The following is an 18,190-nucleotide window of genomic DNA, read 5'->3' as shown; positions in this document are numbered from 1 at the left end:
TCGACAGCTGCTTGATCGTGCGACCCTGGCGGCGCACGAACAGGAAACGTGTTTCGGCAGGCAAGTACCGTTTCCCGGTTGAAACATGACGGTCTGCTGAAACCTGACGTACCAGTGAATATGTGGAGGGGACATGATTGAGGAACGCGACGTAATCGTCACGATGCGCGATGGCACACGTCTTGCCGTCGACGTTTATCGGCCGGATGGCGACGGAAAGTATCCGGTGCTGTATGCATCGGCACTGCATAACAAGGATCTCCAGGGGCCTGATATCGCCGACGTGCTGCCTCCGCAGCCGGCGCACGCGCCGCTCTGGTTCGGCCCGGTCGAGGCGGGCGACAGCCGGAGGTTTGTCGCCAATGGCTATGTGCACGTCATCGCGCAGCCGAGAGGGTCGGCGAAATCGGAAGGACATTACGGCTCGGAAAATACGGACCACTACGACATGATCGAGTGGATCACCCGGCAGCCGTGGTCGGACGGCAACGTCGGCATGGTTGGCATTTCAGGCTTTGCGGGAGAGCAATGGCGCGCCGCTGCGCAAGGGCACCCCGCGCTGAAGGCGATCTTTCCGTACGACGCGTGCAGCGCTTACGGCGGCATGTTCGGCTTCCGCGATTTCAATCCGGGCGGCGTGCTGCACACGTTTCCGTACCTGCTCGACGTGTTCAGCACCGTGCATGAGCCGCGCGGCGTGCCGGGTCCGCTGTCGGACGAGCAGGAAGCGCTCTGGCAGGCCGCGATGCGCAACCCCGACTACAAGATGTACATCAATTTGTACAACATCCTGACGCAGAAGGGGCAGCGAACGTTTGTGATGTACCACATGATGACGAATCCGTGGGAAGCCGACGGTACCGTCGAGCGGGCTGAGGAAACCTTTCGATCGATCAGGATTCCGTTCTACACAGGTTCGGGTGCGTACGCTTATACGTACAAGCTGCACTGGCTTGGCGCGCAGCATTACTTCAAGAACGTCAAGCAACCGCGCAAGCTGATCTTCACGGGGCCGGCGCATCTGGAGCGGCCGTTCCATCAATACCATGACGAGGTGATCCGCTGGTACGACCATTGGTTGAAGGGGATCGATACCGGCATCATGGACGAGCCGCCGGTCAGATACTGGGTCATGGGCGCCAACGAATGGCGGACGGGCACCGACTGGCCGTTGCCGGAGACGCAATGGGCCAAGTACTACCTCGGTGGATGGGAGCGCTTGACGACCGACGCGCCGCGGCCGTCGGCCGAGGTCGGCAACGCATTGCGCGAGCCTGACGTGTTCACGCAAATGCCGCTCAAGAAGACATCCAGGGTGGAGCGGCTGCGATACATGACCGACCCGCTCCCGCATGACGTGCTGGTCGCCGGTCCGATTTCACTGACGCTCTATGCCGAGATCGACCGGGCGGACACGAACTGGATCGTCGTGCTCAAGGACGTCGGGCCGGACGTCTCCGTCGTGACCGCAAGAGTCGGCGAACGGGAAGTCCCCGCGACGTTGCCGGAACGCGAGCTGACTCGTGGCTGGCTGAAGGCGTCGTATCGGGCAACGGATCCCGACCGGTCGACGCCCGGAGAGCCGTTCCATAAACTGACCCGGAACGCGATCGAGCCGGTCACGCCGGGCGAGATCGTCAAGTACGAGATCCAGATTCTCGCAACCGCCAATCAATTCAAGGCCGGGCATCGAATCTGCATCGAAATCAGCAGTCTCGACGTGCCGACGGGAACGGGCGCGATGACCGACGTCGAATACATCCCGTATCACGTTTGCAGCAGCGAGACGGTCACTCACAAGGTTTACCGGGACGCAGACAGGCCATCGCATCTTCTGCTCCCTTTGATTCCGCTTGACGATAAGCATTCCTGACATAAATGGAAGCAGGAGTACGTCTGGACACGTGGTGAATTTGATTGATTCGAGGTTATCTGATGAAAAGCATCCGTTTTGAGCGCAATGACAAAGTCGGGAGCATCGTGCTCGCGAATCCGCCCTACAACCGGCTTGATGCACGCTTTGCCCAGTGCCTGCAAGATGCCGTTCGCGAAGCCAGCGAAAGCGATATCCGCGTGCTGGTCGTCCGCGCCGAGGGGCCGAATTTCAGTCTCGGCGGCGAAGTTCGCGAATGGCCGGGCAAGGACATTAACTGGTTCCGCACATTTGTCGCGCAGGTCAACAGCGCCTATCGGGCGATCGAGGCGCTGCGCGTCCCGACCGTGGCGGTGGTGCAGGGCCTGGCTTTCGGCGGCGGTTTCGAACTTGCATTGGCTTGCGATTTCGTGGTGGCGGCAACCGACTCGGTGTTTCGTTGCGTCGAAGTGACGACCGCGATGCTGCCGATTGCGGGTGCCCTGCAGCGATTGGCGGAGCGCGTGGGGCGGAGTCGCGCTTCCCGGTTTGCGATGTTGGGCGAACCCATTCCGGGCAGCCTGGCGGGCGAGCTCGGCATCGCGACGCACGTCGCCGAGCCGGATTCGCTCGAGCGCGTCGCCGGCGAACTCATCGCGCGACTCGCGGATGGCCCGACGCTGTCGTATGCCGCGACGCGCACGCTGCTGAAGGCTTGGTCGAGCGGCGGCATGACCGGTGCGGACGCCGTCATGCTGGATGTGACGATGGATTTGTACGACACCGAGGACGCAACGAGGGGCTTCGCCAATACGGCGGAGGCATTCGATGCCGATCAGGAGCCCGGCGACCTGGTTTTCCACGGGAAGTGACGGCGAGTCAGTCGGGGCACGCGCTCCACTAGAGCACACGCGTTGGAGAATGACCAAATGCACCACGTATCAACCCGCACAGGGTCCGTTTCCCCCGTCAACGGCATCGCGCACGTGCAGGGCGCAACAGGGATTCCGCTGAGCGAAGCGACGATCGGCCGGTTCCTGAGAGATACCGCCCGACGCTTTCCCGATCGGCCGGCGGTCGTTTTCCGGGAGCAAGGCGTACGGTGGACATGGGCGGAATTCGACGAGCAGGTCGATCGGCTCGCGGCGGGCCTGCTTTCCCTCGGGATCGAGAAGGGGGACCGCGTCGGGATCTGGTCTCCCAATCGCGTCGAATGGCTGCTGGTCCAGTTCGCGACGGCGAGAATCGGCGCAATACTGGTCAACATCAATCCGGCGTATCGCATCGCGGAACTCGAGTATGCGTTGCGGAAGGTCGGCTGCAAGGCGCTCGTGACGGCCGAGCAATTCAAGACGTCGGACTACCTTTCGATGTTGCTCGAGATCGCGCCGGAGCTTCATTCCGGAATTGCCGGGAACCTGGATTGCGCACGCGTGCCGGACCTCCGCGTCGTGATATCCGTGAACGATCCGGGCATATCGGGCGTGACGCCGTTTCCGTCGGTGATGCAGCGCGGAGCGGAAGTGCTGCGGGAAATGGGGGAGACGTCGGTCGATGCGATCGAGGAATCGCTGTCCGCCCAGGACGCAATCAACATCCAGTTCACCAGCGGCACGACGGGCAGTCCGAAAGGTGCGACGCTGACACACCGCAACATCGTCAACAACGCGCGTTTCGTCGCGATGGCGATGAAGCTGTCCGAAGCCGATTCGCTCTGCATCCCGGTTCCGCTCTACCATTGTTTCGGCATGGTGCTCGGGGTCCTGGCGTGCGTGTCGGTGGGCGCGCAGATGGTGTTCCCCGGTGAGGGATTCGACGCCGGTGCGACCCTCGCGGCCGTCTCGGAGGAGCGTTGCACGGCGCTTCACGGCGTGCCGACGATGTTCATCGCGGAACTGCAACACCCGGACTTTGCATCATTCGACCTGGGCAGCCTCAGAACCGGCATCATGGCCGGATCGCCGTGCCCGGTTGAAACGATGAACCAGGTCGTCGACAGGATGCACATGCGCGAAGTCACCATTGCATACGGGATGACGGAAACCAGCCCGGTGTCGTTCCAGAGCGCCACGACGGATCCGCTGGACAAGCGGACGACGACGGTCGGGACGATCCAGCCGCACCTCGAAGTCAGGATCGTCGACACCTCGGGGAATACCGTCGCCGTCGGCGAGACCGGGGAGCTCTGCACGAAAGGCTATTCGGTGATGCTGGGGTACTGGGGAGAGGCGGAAAAGACCCGGGAAAGCATCGTCGACGGCTGGATGCATACCGGCGATCTCGCGACGATCGACGCGGACGGCTACTGCAATATCGTCGGCCGGCTCAAGGACATGGTGATCCGTGGCGGCGAAAACATCTATCCTCGCGAAATCGAGGAGTATTTGTTCAGGCATCCGAAGTTGCAGAATGTTCAGGTATTTGGCGTGCCAGACCAGAAAAACGGCGAAGAGCTGTGCGCGTGGATCGTGCTGAAGCAGGGCGAGTACGCGACCGAGGACGAGATCCGGGAATTTTGCCGGGGGCAGATCGCGCATTACAAGGTGCCGAAGTACATCCGGTTCGTCGACGAACTGCCGATGACGGTAACCGGAAAGATCCAGAAGTTTGCGATGCGCCAGGAGATGGTTCGCTTGCTGGGGCTGAACGAGCAGAAGACCGCGTGAAAGCGCGATAGTCGCGGAACGAGGTCGTATCGAAGCCGTGTTCCGACATGTTAGGAATCCGTACAGGCATGAATGTCGAGCGTGCGGGATGACTGGGAGACAGGAGGTGTGGAATGAGTGAAATTACAACGGATGTCCTCATCGTGGGGACGGGGCCCGCCGGGTCTGCTTGCGCCGCGCTGCTTTCGACGTACGGCATCGACAACATGGTCGTCAACTACTATCGCTGGCTGGCCAACACGCCCCGTGCGCACATCACGAACTTGCGCACGATGGAGGTGCTTCGCGATCTTGGCCACGAGGTGGAGCAGGAGGCCTATCTGCATGCGACGGATCAGGACCTGATGGGCGGAACGGTATTCTGCGAAAGCCTGACGGGCGAAGAGATCGGCCGGGTGCCGAGCTGGGGCGCGCATCCGCTGTCGAGGGCGGAGCGGCAATTGTCCAGCCCGACGAAGATGAACGATCTGCCGCAGACGTTCATGGAACCGTTGCTGTTCAAGACGGCGTGCTCGAGAGGGACCGAGGCGCGGATGAGCACGGAATACCTGAGTCATACGCAGACGGGGGACGGCGTGATCACGCGCTGTCGCGATCGACTGTCGGGCGAAGAGTTCACCGTGCGGTCGCGTTACCTGATCGGCGCGGACGGCGGCAACTCGAAGGTCGCGAAGAATGCGGGCTTGCCGTTCGAAGGCCAGATGGGTGTGCGAGGTTCCATGAACATCTGGTTCCGTGCGGACCTGTCGGAATTCGTCGCGCATCGTCCCGCCGTGTTGTATCCGATCATGCAGCCGGGGGCTGAAATCGGCGGTATCGGGATGGGGTTGATCCGCATGGTGCGGCCGTGGAACGAATGGCTGATCGTCTGGGGCTACGACATCAGCGAGCCCACCCCGGTCGTGGACCAGGCGCGCGCGACGGAGATCGCGCGGCAGTTGGTCGGCAAGCCCGATCTCGAGATCGAACTGCTCGGCACGAGCACCTGGACGGTGAACAACATGTATGCGACGCGCATGCAGGACGGGCGCGTGTTCTGCATGGGCGATGCGACGCACCGGCACCCGCCGTCCGGCGGGCTCGGCTCCAACACGTCCATTCAGGATGCGTTCAATCTTGCGTGGAAGCTGGCGGCGGTGATCAAGGGGCGGGCGGGCGACGCGCTGCTCGATACCTACTCGACCGAGCGGGCGCCGATCGCGAAGCAGGTCGTGACGCGGGCCAACCAGTCGATTGCCGAATTTGCGCCGCTCTACCGCGCGCTCGGTATCGACGCATCGAATGACGTGGAGGTCATGGCATCGAACATGCACGCCCGAAGCCAATCGACAAAGGCGGCAGAGGCGCAGCGGGAGGCGATTCGGGAAGCGCTGACATTCAAGCGATATGAGCTCGACGCTCACGGCGTGGAAATGAACCAGCGCTACCGCTCGAGCGCGGCCGTCACCGACGGGCAGGCCGAACCGGCGTTCCCGCGCGACCCGGAACTGTACTACCAGTCGACGACATGGCCCGGCGCGCGGTTGCCGCATGCGTGGGTGTTCGACGCGCACGGACGGAAACTCTCGACGCTGGACCTCGCGGGGCATGGGCGGTTCGCGCTGTTCACGGGGCTGGGTGGAGAAGCGTGGATCGACGCCGCGTCGGCAGTAGCCGACGAGCTCGGACTGGAAATCGACGTGCGCGTCATCGGCCCGCGGCAGCATTATGCGGACCACGCCGGCGACTGGGCACGCGTACGCGAAATCGCGGACAGCGGCTGCGTGCTGGTTCGCCCCGATCACCACGTGGCATGGCGCAGCGCTGCGTTGTCGGACGATCCGGCGGCCGAGCTGCGCCGGGTATTGCGCGAAGTTCTCGCGAGATAGGTGCCGAACGGGCGCCGCGGGCGCCCCTCCTTGGGCACGACATGGAGACGTACATGATTCGGCAGGAACGGCAAGAGACGGGGCGGGACGGAGCATTTCCGGAGCGCGTGACCATTGTCGAGGTCGGGCCCAGGGATGGGCTTCAGGCGGAACACGACTTCGTTCCGACGGCAATCAAGATCGAACTGGTCGATCGGCTCGCCGACGCCGGCGTGCGACGCATCGAGGCGGCATCGTTCGTTTCGCCGAAATGGGTGCCGCAGATGGCCGACGGCGCAGCCGTCATGGCGGGCATCAAGCGCTCGGCCGGGGTCTCCTATGCGGCGCTCACGCCGAACATGAGGGGGCTCGAGGCCGCGATGGAGAGCAAAGCCGACGAGGTCGTCATCTTCGGAGCCGCGAGCGAGGCGTTCTCCGTTCGCAATATCAATTGTTCCGTGGCGGACTCGCTGCAGCGCTTTGCGCCGGTGGCGCGCACCGCGAAAGATGCCGGATTGCATGTGCGCGCGAGCATTTCCTGCTCGTTCGGATGTCCGTACGAGGGCGATGTGAGCATCGACGCCGTAGTCGACATGGTCAAGCGATTCCGCGATCTCGGGTGCGACGAAATCGACCTTGCCGACACGATTGGCGTCGGTACGGTGCGACACGTTCGACGCGTCGTTGAAAAGGCGTCGACGGCGTTTCCGCTGGCGCGCCTCGCGGGTCATTTTCACGATACCTACGGGCAGGCGCTGGCGAACATCGCGGGTGCGCTTCAGGCCGGGATGACCGTATTCCACTCGTCCATTGCCGGGCTCGGCGGCTGTCCGTACGCAAAGGGCGCGACAGGGAATGTCGCCACGGAGGATCTGCTGTATCTGCTGAACGGCCTCGGAATCGAAACCGGAATCGACCTGGACGCGGCCGTTTCGATCGGCGCATGGGTGAGCCGGGAAATGGGCAAGGCGTATGGGGCGCGCGCGGGCAAGGCGTTGATGGCGCGCAGGTCCGCCGACTGATGCCGCCATCTCGAAAGGCGGGTTGACGGGCGCGAGAGAGCCCGGCTGGCGGGCGATGGCCGAGGACCGGAGTGCGGCATCGGCCGCGCATCAGCGGTTCGACAGCGACGCCGTATCGCGTGGGGCCAGCGCACCGAACACGAGCTGCTCCACGGTATTCCAGTATTCGTCGGCAATCGCCGGATCGGATGCCGACAGATCGCTGGTGGACGAGATCTCCGGACCGAAGCCCGATAGCGTGGACGCGAGGCTGATCAGCATGTAGTGAAACATGATCGGCTCGACGTTCGGGATGGCCCGCTCTTCCTGCGCGGCGCGAATTTGCGGCAGCAGCCAATCGATGACGGGTTTCAGGATCGAATCCGCGAGCCAATGTAGCCTCGGGCTGTCGATGAGTGTCTCCTGGAGGATGAAGCGATGAAACTCGGGGAAGTTGACCGTGAACCGGAATAGCCCGCCATAGGCGATCTTGAGCCGGTCGAGCGCGTTGACCGGGGCGGATCCGGACAGGATTGCGTCACGTTCATGACGGATGCGTTCGAACACGTGTTCCGCGACGGCACGCCACAGAACTTCCTTGGAACGGAAGTGATAGGTGACGAGTGGATGCCGCATCCCTACACGGTCGGCAATGCCGCGAATGCTGGCGGCGTCGAAGCCCTTTGATGAAAACTCAACGAGCGCCGCATTCAGGATCGCGCAACGGGTTTCCTGCGCCCGCTGCTGCTCGGATCGCTTCAATTCCGCCGGCCGATGCGTTCGTGCGGTCGTTTCGTAGACTGATGCTTGCGAATCCATGGTCAATTGCCTCGCCGCAAAATCCAGTGGGCTTCATGGAAGTAATGTAGCACAACATCGTCTAATTAACAGTTATCCTAAGTAATTGGATGGCGGAATTCAATTGCATCTGACAGGGATGGCGAGACTGGCCGCGTACGCGGCCGTGTCCCGATTGACGTGACGGAAGGGCCGTGCCGTCAGGAATTCGGCGGACTGCCGTCGAATGCCCGTTGCAGCAGCGCTCGAATCGCTTCACGTTCCAGCGGGCGGGGATTCCAGTAGGCGTTGCTGCATGCCAGGTCCGCGGCATGATCGAGTTCGCTCTCCGGCATGCCGATATCCTTCAGCGCGACGGGCGCGCCGTTGGCACGCGCGAGTTCGTACATGCCCAGTGCCGCGTCGTCGTGGCCGATCGCGCGCGCGATGCGCGTCATCGCGTCGGGTGCGGCATCGGCGTTGTATGCCAATGCGTGCGGGAGCACGATCGTGTGAGTCGGTGCGTGCGGCAGATTGAAGCTGCCGCCTAGCGTATGGCACAGCTTGTGATGCAGCGCCATGCCCACGCTTCCCAGCACCGTGCCGCAGAGCCAGGCGCCGTACAGCGCATCGGCCCGCGCGGCGGCGTCCTGCGGACGCGCTACGATCGTCGGCAGGCTGCGGGCGAGCGCCGCGATGCCTTCTTCCGCCATCAGGCTCGTCAGGGGATTGGCATCGCGCGAATACAGCCCCTCGGCGGCATGGGCGATCGCGTTGATGCCGCTCGTCAGCGAAAGGGCGGCCGGCAGGGTAACGGTCAGGTCGGGATCGTAGATCACGGTCCTCGGCAGCACGCGCAAATCGGTGCCGGTGCGTTTCAGTCCCGCCTCGGTGATGCCGAAGATCGGCGTCATCTCGCTGCCCGCGTAGGTGGTCGGCAACGCGAGTATCGGCAGGCCGGACGCGAGGGCAATGGCCTTCGCGAGGCCGATCGCGGATCCGCCGCCGACGGCGACCAGGCAGTCGGCGTCCACGGATGCGGCGGCCGAGCGTGCTTGCTCGACGAGCTCCACCGGAACGTGCATCGTGGCGCGATCGAACATGCCCGCTGCGTGTGCGCCGAGCCGCTCGGCAATCGACGTGCCGAGCGTGCTCTGTTCGTGGCCGAAGATGACCAGCGCACGCTGCGCGCCCAGCGCGAGCAGTTCCCGTTCGATGAGATCACGTGAGCCGGCGCCGAATACGACGCGTGTCGCGCGGCCGTTATAGACGAAATCAGAGGTGGACACTGTTGGCCCCATTGCAAAGTTGACGAACCCGCATTGCGGGTGGCGCGGGCATGCTCGACATGCACGCAAGCAACGCGTGGGGCGGCGCGCGGGCCGGCGTGCGGCCGGCCGTCCGCTCGCGCGTTACCGTGTGTGGCCGGAACCGTTCAGGACGAAATCATAGTCCAGCGTGTAGTACGGCGTATTCATTCGCGTCCCGTCCGGCGCCACGCCGGGCGGATGCTCGATCCAGTCGACGATCAGCGACGAGCGTACGGCGAAGACGGCGTCGGAATCGAGGTAGCGGTCGCCGTTGCGGAACAGATGCGTGATCAGGGGTTCATACCCGGGAGCCTTGATCCAGAAATGCAGGTGCGCCGGGCGCCATGGGTGGCGTCCGAGCGCATCGAGCATCTGGCCGACCGGGCCGTCGTGCGGGATCGGGTAAGCCTCGGGGAGGATCGAGCGAAAATGAAAGCGGCCGTCGCCCTGGGTGTGCAAGCGGCCTCGCGCGCGAAACTCGATGCCATCGCTGTCCGGGTCGATGTTCTGGACGTCGTAGAACCCTTCTTCGTCCGATTGCCACACGTCGATTTCCGCGCCGGCGATCGGCTCGCCGGAAAGCGTGCGCACGTGCCCGGCGACAAAACAGGGCAGGCCTGCCGCACCGTTGGAAATGTCCTGTCCGTTTTCGTAATCCGGCGCGCCCTTGACGAAGAACGGCCCGAGCACCGTCGCCTCGGTACATTCGGCGGGCTTGCGGTTGTTCTGCGCCGTAACCAGCATCGACAGGCCGAGCGTGTCCGACAGCAGCACGAACTCCTGGCGGTTTTCGTCGGTGATATGCCCGGCGCGCGTGAGGAAGTTGATCGCATACAGCCATTCGTCCTCGGTCAGCTTCACTTCCCGTGCGAACGAATGAAGATGCTGGACGAGGCTCGTCATGACCGTGTGCAGCCTTTCGTTGCCGCAACCCGACATCGCCGCAAGCACAGCTTGCGTGATGGTGTCTTCGCCGATGTTCCGCATTGTCTCTCTCCTGATGCCTCGATGCCGGTCTGACCTTTCGGCAGCGGCACGCGTTAGGAATTCGTTAGGACTGTACCGGCGTTCCTTGTGGAAATATATGCACTATAGTGAAAACACAATTCCACTGACCGGAAGAGTTCATCACATGGATCGCTACACGCAGATCGAGTTTTTTCTGCTCACGGCAGAGTTCGGCAGCCTGTCCAAGGCGGCGGAACGGCTCGGGATGTCGAACGCTGCGGCAAGCCGCATGTTGAGCGTGCTTGAAGACCGGCTCGGAGCCCGCCTGATCGAGCGGACGACTCGCCGGTTATGGCTGACCGATGCGGGGCGCGAATATCAGACGCGGTGCGCGTCGATCATGGAGGAAATCAAGGAGGCGGATCTTGCGGTCAGCGGCATGGCGATGCGCCCGACGGGCGTGCTGCGCGTGACCAGTTCCGTATCGTTTGCCGTGTTGCATATCGCGCCATGGCTGGCGGAATTCAATCGGCGGTACCCCGACCTGTCCGTTCAACTGACGGCCGAGAACCGGTATCAGAACTTCATCGAGGAAGGCTTCGATTGCGCGATCCGCACGCGGGAGCATGAACGCGATTCGAGTATCACGGTGCGGCGCCTTGCGCGCACGCGCCGCGTGCTGGCCGCGTCGCCGGCGTACCTGGCCGAGCACGGCAAGCCGGCGACCCCGGAAGATCTCGAACGTCACAAGATGCTCATTTACAGCCACGCCGCGGACCCGCACGTGCTGCATCTGAAGCGCGGTCGCGAGCGGCGCTCGATTACGGTCGATGCGGTGCTCGAGTCGAACGAGGGGCAGGTGATCTGCGCCGCGGGCCGGGCCGGGGTGGGGATTCTCGTTCAGCCGCTTTATATCGTGTTCGACGATATCGAGGCCGGCCGGTTGATTCCCGTGTTGCTCGACTGGGAATTGCCGCCGCTTACCATCAATCTGGCCTACCAGAGCCGCCGGAACCAGCCGGTGAAGATCCGCGTATTTGCGGAGGCGCTGAGCGAACATGTCGCAAAGCTGGAGACCGGGAACCGCTGGAACGAAGTGCCCGTTTGACGGAGCCGGCAACCGCCGGCTGCCGGAAAGCTCGCTTCGAAACACTAACACGCAATTCTGTCCGGGATTCCTATAGCAGATCAACGACGTGATGACGACCCGTCGGTGCGGTGTCGTGCCGAGTGCCGTGCGCGTCACATACCGTCGTGAAATGCCGGGTGCACATGCGCGGCCAGTTCGTCCAGCGCGCTGCGCACCCGCCTGTCCGAGCCGAGATTGAGGCTGAAGCGATGGGTGCCTGCTGTGCGCATGTCCTGCAGCAGGCGTACGAGTGCGTGCCGTCCGGTCGAAATGCCGCCATCGTCATGTGACGCCGCATCGACTGTCACACAAGTTCGCAACCGTTTCGCCTGGGCCGTGTTTCAATCCTGAAACATTCGCCGCCGCCGCCGCCGCGCGCTGCCGGACCCTTCATCGCGGAGCCCCGCCAGGCTTGGCATTGCGCCCGGTGGTGCGTTCCTTGCGTATCTATCCGTGCCGCCAGCAGGAACGTCGACGGAGTCAGATCGACGATCGCGCACCGGTGGTCAGGGAGCATTTCAATCGGGGACACGAGAATGAAAAGAGATCTCATCGCAACGCGCCGTGTTGCAAACCTGAATCGCCGAATATCTCGGTTGCCCAATTCACACCTGCACGAGGTGACTTGATCACGCTCGGCACCGAATCCCGTCCGGAAATCTGCGTCCGTTTCATCCTCTCCGCGTCGCGCATGAATGGCGAGGAGGCTGAGCGTCGACTGCTGTCTGACGACAGCGGAGTGCGACGGAAACGGGCGTCGGCCAATGGACGGCCACGCACGCAATTTGATTTGCCATCCTGATGAATGAGTGGGGGATTGCGCATCGCGAGCGGTATCCGCGAACGGCGCGACGAACCCGAACCGGCATCGACGCGCGGACGGTGTGATTCAAAACCGAAACCGGACGCGCAGCGCGAACGGAGGCGTCTTGAACGACATCGGGACACGAAGCGGCGATCGATACGACATGAACGGTCTTCTCGACGTGCACGCAGCGCGAACGGTTTCCGGCTCCGCACCGCGGAGTGGCCGGAGCGCGTTCGGCCGTCGCATCGCCGGAAATCGATCCGGCTGTCCGGATCGAGCGGGGGATGGCAAGCAGCGTGCTGCGAAGCAAATGACATAAGAGGATTGGCGTTGGCCGGGGATCATCCGCCGGGCAGAACCCCGCGGATGCAACAACGCCAGGTTTCCAGTTGATCCACAACCCCGATGGATCAATTGTTCAAGCGCCCATCACCCTTTGGCGGATGGGCGCCTTTTTTTGTGCGTGACGGATCGCCGGCCTGCTCGTATCCGGGTTTCGGTATCATGTGCTGGCATGCCGGCCACGCGCATTTCGGCCGCCGGCGCTCCCCCGTTCATCGCGGCCTCAGGCTTTCCCGCCGGGCCGCCGTCGCCGTCATGACCGACTTCGCTTCCTCCGATTCGCCTTCGTCCGCCTTCGTCGATCCCGCCGCGCTCGATGCGCTGCATGCGTTCGTCGAGCGCCATCCGCGGCTGTTCGTGCTGACGGGTGCGGGCATCAGCACCGATTCCGGCATTCCCGGCTATCGCGACCGCAACGGCCAGTGGATGCGTTCGCCGCCGATCCAGCTTCACGAGTTCCTCGGCTCCGACGCCGCGCGGCGGCGTTACTGGGCGCGCAGCATGATCGGCTGGCCGGTCGTCGGCCGTGCGCAGCCGAACCGTTCGCACGTCGCGCTCGCGCAGCTCGGCGCGGCCGGGCGGATCGAGCGCCTCGTCACGCAGAACGTCGATGGCCTCCATCAGCGCGCCGGCAGCGGCGACGTGATCGAACTGCATGGCGGGATCAGCGGCGTCACGTGCCTCGATTGCGGCGCGCAGCATGCGCGGGCCGCGATCCAGGCCGTGCTCGAAGCCGAGAATCCCGAACTGCTCGGCGCCCACGCGCAACCTGCCGCCGATGGCGATGCGCATCTCGAATGGCACGCGCTCGATGCGTTCCGCATTCCGGCCTGTCCCGCGTGCGGCGGGCTGTTGAAGCCGGCCGTCGTGTTCTTCGGCGAAAACGTGCCGCGCGAGCGTGTCGCCGAGGCGGCGCGCGCGCTCGACGCGTCGGACGCGGTGCTGGTCGTCGGCTCGTCGCTGATGGTGTATTCGGGCTACCGCTTCTGCGTGTGGGCGCACGCGCAGAACAAGCCGGTCGCCGCGCTCAACCTCGGCCACACGCGCGCCGACCCGATGCTGGCCCTGAAGGTCGAAGCGCAATGCGCGCCCGCGCTCGATGCGCTGCGTGCGCGGCTGGGCCTCGCTCATCCCGACCAGGAGCCATCGGCATCATGACCGGTACGATTCCCGCCGATCCGTCGCTGCGGCTTTCGGCCCCCGCGGCCGAACGCAACCGCGGGCCGATCCTCGACGTGCTGCGCCGCGTGCTGCCGGCGAGCGGCGACGTGCTCGAGATCGCGAGCGGCACGGGCCAGCACGTCGTGCATTTCGCGGCGGGGCTGCCGGGCTTGCGCTGGCAGCCGAGCGATCCCGACGCGCAGGCGCGGCTGTCGATCGCCGCATGGATCGCGCATACGGGCGTGCCGAACGTCCGCGCGCCGCTCGCGTTCGACGTGCGCGACGCAGTGTGGCCATTCGCGGCGCTCGACGCGATCGTCTGCATCAACATGATCCACATCTCGCCGTGGGCGTGCACCGAAGCGCTGTTCGCGGGTGCGTCGCGCGTGCTGCGGCCAGGCGGCGTGCTGGTGCTGTACGGCCCGTATCGCCGCGAGGGGCGGCACACCGCGCCGTCGAACGAAGCATTCGACGCGCAGCTTCGGCGCCGCGATCCGTCGTGGGGCGTGCGCGATCTCGAGGCGGTCGTCGCGCTCGGGCTCGACCGGGGGCTCGATTGCAGCGAGGTCGTCGAGATGCCGGCGAACAACCTGAGCGTCGTGTTCCGGCGCTTGCCGCACGCCGAACAGTGACGCCGCCCGCGCATCGCGGCCGCGTTTCCCTTATCCTTTCGCCTGTGCGCGCGATCCGTTCGGGTCGCGCCCTGTTTTTTCCGGAGAATTGACTAATGGGCAAACAAGCAATCGGTGTGATCGGCCTCGCGGTGATGGGCCGCAACCTCGCACTCAATATCGAGAGCCGCGGCTATGCGGTGTCGGTATACAACCGCAGCAGCGAGAAGACCGACGAACTGATCGCCGAATTCCCCGGCCGCAACCTGGTGCCGACCTACACGCTCGAAGAATTCGTCGCGTCGCTCGAAACGCCGCGCCGGATCCTGATGATGGTGAAGGCGGGCGAGGCGACCGATGCGACGATCGCCGCACTGAAGCCGCTGCTCGAGAAGGGCGACGTGCTGATCGACGGCGGCAACACGCACTTCACCGATACGATCCGCCGCAACCAGGAACTCGCGCAGTCGGGCCTGCACTTCATCGGCACCGGCGTGTCGGGCGGCGAAGAGGGCGCGCTGCGCGGCCCGTCGATCATGCCTGGCGGCCAGCGCGACGCGTACGACCTCGTCGAGCCGATCCTCAAGCAGATCGCCGCGAAGGCGCCGTCGGACGGCGAGCCGTGCGTCGCCTACATGGGGCCGGACGGCGCGGGCCACTACGTGAAGATGGTCCACAACGGGATCGAGTACGGCGACATGCAGCTGATCGCCGAGAGCTATGCGGTGCTGAAGGGCGTCGCCGGTCTCACGAACGACGAGCTGGGCGCGGTCTACACCGAATGGAACCAGGGTGAGCTGGACAGCTACCTGATGGAGATCACGTCGAAGATCTTCGACAAGAAGGACGACGAAACCGGCAAGCATCTGGTCGACGTGATCCTCGATCGCGCGGCGCAGAAGGGCACCGGCAAGTGGACCAGCCAGAACGCGCTGGATCTCGGCGTGCCGCTGCCGCTGATCACCGAATCGGTGTTCGCGCGCGTGCTGTCGTCGCTGAAGACCGAGCGCGTGGCGGCCAGCAAGGTGCTGTCAGGCCCGTCCGCGACGCCGCTGGCAGGCGATCGCGCGGCCTTCATCGAGGCCGTGCGCCGTGCGCTGTACCTGAGCAAGGTGATTTCGTACGCGCAGGGCTTCGCGCAGCTGCGCACGGCTTCCGGGGAATACGGCTGGAATCTCGATCTCGGGACGATCGCGAAGATCTTCCGCGCGGGCTGCATCATCCGTGCGCGCTTCCTGCAGAAGATCACGGATGCGTACGCGAAAGATCCGGCGCTCGCGAACCTGCTGCTCGATCCGTACTTCCAGGACATCGCCGCGAACTACCAGGCGTCGCTGCGCGAGGTCGTGATCGAGGCGGTCAAGGCCGGGGTGCCGGTGCCGGCGTTCGCGTCGGCGGTCGCGTACTTCGACAGCTACCGTTCGGAGCGCCTGCCGGCGAACCTTGTGCAGGCGCAGCGCGATTTCTTCGGCGCGCATACGTTCGAGCGCACCGACAAGCCGGGCAGCTTCCACGCGAACTGGTCGTAAGCGGCGTGCAGCGGCGCAATTGTTGCGAAAATCTATTCTATCGATAGGGTTTCTCGATACCGGATCCCGGAATTGTTAGCTCCGGGAAAACAGTGTTTTTGTCATTTCATGGTTTTCCCTAAGTGATCTCGGGGCTAGACTTCGTTCCATCGCTGCAGACACGGTGTGTGCGGCGGAGCAAAAAATCACGGAGGTAAGTCATGAAATCGCTGATCGCAACGTTCGCCGCTGCTGCCGTTCTCGCTGTTCCGGCCGCTTCTTTCGCCCAACAAAACGCACCGGTCACCCGTGCCCAGGTGAAGGCCGAGCTGGCCCAGCTGCAACAGGCCGGCTACAAGCTGGGCAGCGACCGCACCACCTATCCGGAAGGCATCCTCGCCGCCGAAGCGCGCGTGCATCCGCAGCAGAACGTCGCTGCCGCCGACACGAGCGGTTTCGGTGCGCAGTCGGCCGCCCAGCAGGAATCCGGTGCACCGGCAGCGGCTGTTGCGGGCTCGCGCTGGCCGAATGGGGTCAAGCGCATCGCCGACGACGCGCCGGTCTACAAGGGTCGTTGATCGAAGCGGCCGCAAGGCCGCGACCGGCTGCCCGCCGGATTCGGTTCACCCGCTTGTGGTTGTCCGTGCAGCCCATCGTTCCACGATATGGAACGATGGGCTGTTCTCTTTTGGGGGCGTGACAAAGCGCGCCGCGTCAGTGCAGCGGCCGCTTGCCGCGGCCGATCTCCTTGAACAGCTTGTCGGCCGGCTCCAGTGCCATCAGCCACGTCTCGTCGTAGCCGCTCAGCGTGTCGAGCGCGTCGCGCAGGCGTTCGATCGCCGCGACCGGCAGCTCGACGCTGCGCCGTGCGCCGCCCGACAGGTGCGTGACGCTGGCAAGCTGAACGAGCGCATCCGCGGCTTCGGCGACATCCGCCGCGAACAGCAGATGCCGGTTCAGCAACTCGACGAGCCCGCTGGAGCCGGCGAAATCCTCGGCGTCGAGCTGTACGGATAGAAACGTCGCGTTGTTCATTGTCGGTCTCCTCGCAAGATCGGATCGGGCAGCGCATCACGGAGTATAGGTGACGGATCTCGACGGGACGGCCGGGCGGCGGCGATCCCGCGCCGGCGCGGCCCCGGAGCCGTCGCCGGTCGGTCGGCGCACGCCGCGCGTCTGCAAGATTGTGGCGGCGAACGGGAGGCGAACGGGTGACAAACCGGTAACAAACCGGCGCCTGTCGTCGTCCGGACCGTCGCAGATGGTATCTTTGCCGGTCTGGATGAAGCGCAACGGGCCGGCGAGTCCGTGCGCGGCATCCCCGATGATCTGGAAACTGCCGGCCGCGCACGCGGTCGGATGACGAAGGGTCCGGCCGTTGCGCCGGACATCGTGCGTCGCACGCCGGGGGGCGGCGGGCGGCGCATCGAGGCAAATCCGGGAGGTACCTTGAGAGAAATTTTTTCCAACCGTTCTTCGCTGAAACACTGGCTGCCGCAGGCGGCGCTGGCTGCGGCGGCCGTCGCGCTGACCGGCTGCACGATGACGCCATGGACCGACACCTGGCAGCCGTACCGGCCATCGGCCCCTGCGGCGCCGGCGGGCACGTCCGGCGGCGTGCTGGCGGGCTACTACCGCGTGAATCCGGGTGACACGCTCGCAAGCATTGCAGGTGCATTCGGGCAGAGAGTGCAGGACATCGCGAACTGGAACCATATGGCGCCGACAGGCGCGGTCACGCCGGGCCAGGTGCTTCGCGTCGCGCCGCCGCCTGCCGCGACAACGTTGACGCCGCAGCCGGCGCCTGGCCAGACTGGCTTGCTGGCGTGGCCTGCCACCGGCGTCGTGACGACGCCGTTTGCGGCCGGCAAGGCGCGCGGAATCGTGATCGCCGCGTCCGGGCCCGATCACACGGTACGTGCCGCGGCGAGCGGGCGGGTCGTCTATGCAGGATCGGGCGTCCAGGCGTACGGACCGCTCGTGATCCTGAAGCACGAAAACGGCCTGATCACGGCCTACGGCCACAACGGCAAGCTGCTCGTCAACGAAGGCGACGCCGTGCGCGCCGGCCAGCCGGTCGCCGAGATGGGCACCGACGCGAGCGGCCGTGCGACGTTCGAATTCGAAGTCCGGCAGAACGGCAAGGTGGTCGATCCGATGGGCTTCCTGCCGAGGAACGGCGGCTGACGCCACCCCGGCGTGGGCGCCGAACCGGCCGCGCACGCCGGCC

At 64.7% G+C, this 18,190-nt stretch carries 16 protein-coding genes and 1 pseudogene; 11 read left to right on the top strand and 6 right to left on the bottom strand.

The genetic code is table 11. The features are described from left to right. The first annotated feature begins 133 nt into the window (after positions 1 to 133). The 5 genes from ACV22Z_RS22760 (at position 134) to ACV22Z_RS22740 (ending at position 7,387) form a co-directional block, all read left to right on the top strand. Positions 134 to 1,873: a CocE/NonD family hydrolase gene (locus ACV22Z_RS22760; RefSeq protein WP_448078534.1), complete on the top strand. Its 1,740-nt coding sequence runs from the start codon at positions 134 to 136 to the stop codon at positions 1,871 to 1,873. A gap of 62 nt (positions 1,874 to 1,935) precedes the next feature. Further along, on the top strand, positions 1,936 to 2,724 hold the full coding sequence (locus tag ACV22Z_RS22755) for an enoyl-CoA hydratase/isomerase family protein (RefSeq protein WP_448078533.1): 789 nt from the start codon (positions 1,936 to 1,938) through the stop codon (positions 2,722 to 2,724). A gap of 57 nt (positions 2,725 to 2,781) precedes the next feature. Further along, on the top strand, positions 2,782 to 4,518 hold the full coding sequence (locus ACV22Z_RS22750) for an AMP-binding protein (RefSeq protein ID WP_448078532.1): 1,737 nt from the start codon (positions 2,782 to 2,784) through the stop codon (positions 4,516 to 4,518). Between the two features lie 113 nt (positions 4,519 to 4,631). Continuing rightward, positions 4,632 to 6,386 carry an FAD-dependent oxidoreductase gene (locus ACV22Z_RS22745; protein ID WP_448078531.1) on the top strand — a complete coding sequence of 585 codons (1,755 nt, stop codon included), beginning with the start codon at positions 4,632 to 4,634 and terminating at the stop codon, positions 6,384 to 6,386. A 53-nt stretch (positions 6,387 to 6,439) separates the two neighbouring features. Continuing rightward, complete coding sequence (locus ACV22Z_RS22740; protein ID WP_448078530.1) at positions 6,440 to 7,387, top strand: hydroxymethylglutaryl-CoA lyase; 948 nt, start codon at positions 6,440 to 6,442, stop codon at positions 7,385 to 7,387. 90 nt (positions 7,388 to 7,477) lie between these two features. On the opposite strand, the gene ACV22Z_RS22735 is transcribed toward ACV22Z_RS22740, so the two are convergent. The 3 genes from ACV22Z_RS22735 to ACV22Z_RS22725 form a co-directional block, all read right to left on the bottom strand. Next, positions 7,478 to 8,185, bottom strand: a complete 708-nt coding sequence (locus ACV22Z_RS22735; protein ID WP_448078529.1) for a TetR/AcrR family transcriptional regulator — start codon at positions 8,183 to 8,185, stop codon at positions 7,478 to 7,480. A 179-nt stretch (positions 8,186 to 8,364) separates the two neighbouring features. Further along, positions 8,365 to 9,432: a maleylacetate reductase gene (locus ACV22Z_RS22730; protein ID WP_448078528.1), complete on the bottom strand. Its 1,068-nt coding sequence runs from the start codon at positions 9,430 to 9,432 to the stop codon at positions 8,365 to 8,367. A gap of 123 nt (positions 9,433 to 9,555) precedes the next feature. Continuing rightward, positions 9,556 to 10,440, bottom strand: coding sequence for an intradiol ring-cleavage dioxygenase (locus ACV22Z_RS22725; protein ID WP_448078527.1), 885 nt, complete (start codon positions 10,438 to 10,440; stop codon positions 9,556 to 9,558). A gap of 145 nt (positions 10,441 to 10,585) precedes the next feature. On the opposite strand from ACV22Z_RS22725, the gene ACV22Z_RS22720 reads away from it, so the two are divergent. Further along, complete coding sequence (locus ACV22Z_RS22720) at positions 10,586 to 11,509, top strand: LysR family transcriptional regulator (RefSeq protein ID WP_448078526.1); 924 nt, start codon at positions 10,586 to 10,588, stop codon at positions 11,507 to 11,509. 134 nt (positions 11,510 to 11,643) lie between these two features. On the opposite strand, the gene ACV22Z_RS22715 is transcribed toward ACV22Z_RS22720, so the two are convergent. Beyond that, complete coding sequence (locus ACV22Z_RS22715; protein ID WP_448078525.1) at positions 11,644 to 11,838, bottom strand: hypothetical protein; 195 nt, start codon at positions 11,836 to 11,838, stop codon at positions 11,644 to 11,646. Positions 11,839 to 12,935: 1,097 nt separating this feature from the next. Between ACV22Z_RS22715 and ACV22Z_RS22710 the strand changes: the two genes are divergently transcribed. Together ACV22Z_RS22710 and ACV22Z_RS22705 are read left to right on the top strand one after the other, a co-directional pair. Further along, positions 12,936 to 13,838 (top strand): NAD-dependent protein deacetylase, encoded by a 903-nt coding sequence (locus ACV22Z_RS22710; protein WP_448078524.1) that lies wholly within the window; start codon positions 12,936 to 12,938, stop codon positions 13,836 to 13,838. Continuing rightward, positions 13,835 to 14,473 carry a DUF938 domain-containing protein gene (locus tag ACV22Z_RS22705; RefSeq protein WP_448078523.1) on the top strand — a complete coding sequence of 213 codons (639 nt, stop codon included), beginning with the start codon at positions 13,835 to 13,837 and terminating at the stop codon, positions 14,471 to 14,473. Before ACV22Z_RS22710 ends, ACV22Z_RS22705 begins: the two co-directional genes overlap by 4 nt. Before the next feature lie 14 nt (positions 14,474 to 14,487). On the opposite strand, the pseudogene ACV22Z_RS22700 reads toward ACV22Z_RS22705, so the two are convergent. After that, a pseudogene (locus ACV22Z_RS22700) lies at positions 14,488 to 14,562 on the bottom strand (6-phosphogluconate dehydrogenase); the annotation flags it as partial. A 6-nt stretch (positions 14,563 to 14,568) separates the two neighbouring features. Between ACV22Z_RS22700 and gndA the strand changes: the two are divergent. Continuing rightward, on the top strand, positions 14,569 to 15,981 hold the full coding sequence (gndA, locus tag ACV22Z_RS22695) for an NADP-dependent phosphogluconate dehydrogenase (RefSeq protein ID WP_448078522.1): 1,413 nt from the start codon (positions 14,569 to 14,571) through the stop codon (positions 15,979 to 15,981). A 200-nt stretch (positions 15,982 to 16,181) separates the two neighbouring features. Beyond that, positions 16,182 to 16,538, top strand: coding sequence for a DUF4148 domain-containing protein (locus tag ACV22Z_RS22690; protein ID WP_448078521.1), 357 nt, complete (start codon positions 16,182 to 16,184; stop codon positions 16,536 to 16,538). Between the two features lie 136 nt (positions 16,539 to 16,674). On the opposite strand, the gene ACV22Z_RS22685 is transcribed toward ACV22Z_RS22690, so the two are convergent. Beyond that, positions 16,675 to 16,995 (bottom strand): hypothetical protein, encoded by a 321-nt coding sequence (locus ACV22Z_RS22685; protein WP_448078520.1) that lies wholly within the window; start codon positions 16,993 to 16,995, stop codon positions 16,675 to 16,677. A 507-nt stretch (positions 16,996 to 17,502) separates the two neighbouring features. On the opposite strand from ACV22Z_RS22685, the gene ACV22Z_RS22680 reads away from it, so the two are divergent. Then, positions 17,503 to 18,147: a peptidoglycan DD-metalloendopeptidase family protein gene (locus tag ACV22Z_RS22680; RefSeq protein WP_448078735.1), complete on the top strand. Its 645-nt coding sequence runs from the start codon at positions 17,503 to 17,505 to the stop codon at positions 18,145 to 18,147. Positions 18,148 to 18,190 lie beyond the last annotated feature (43 nt).

Source organism: Burkholderia sp. PU8-34 (genome assembly GCF_053427725.1).
The sequence above is the reverse complement of the archived record's forward strand: the minus strand, read 5'-3'. Positions and strand labels throughout refer to the sequence as shown.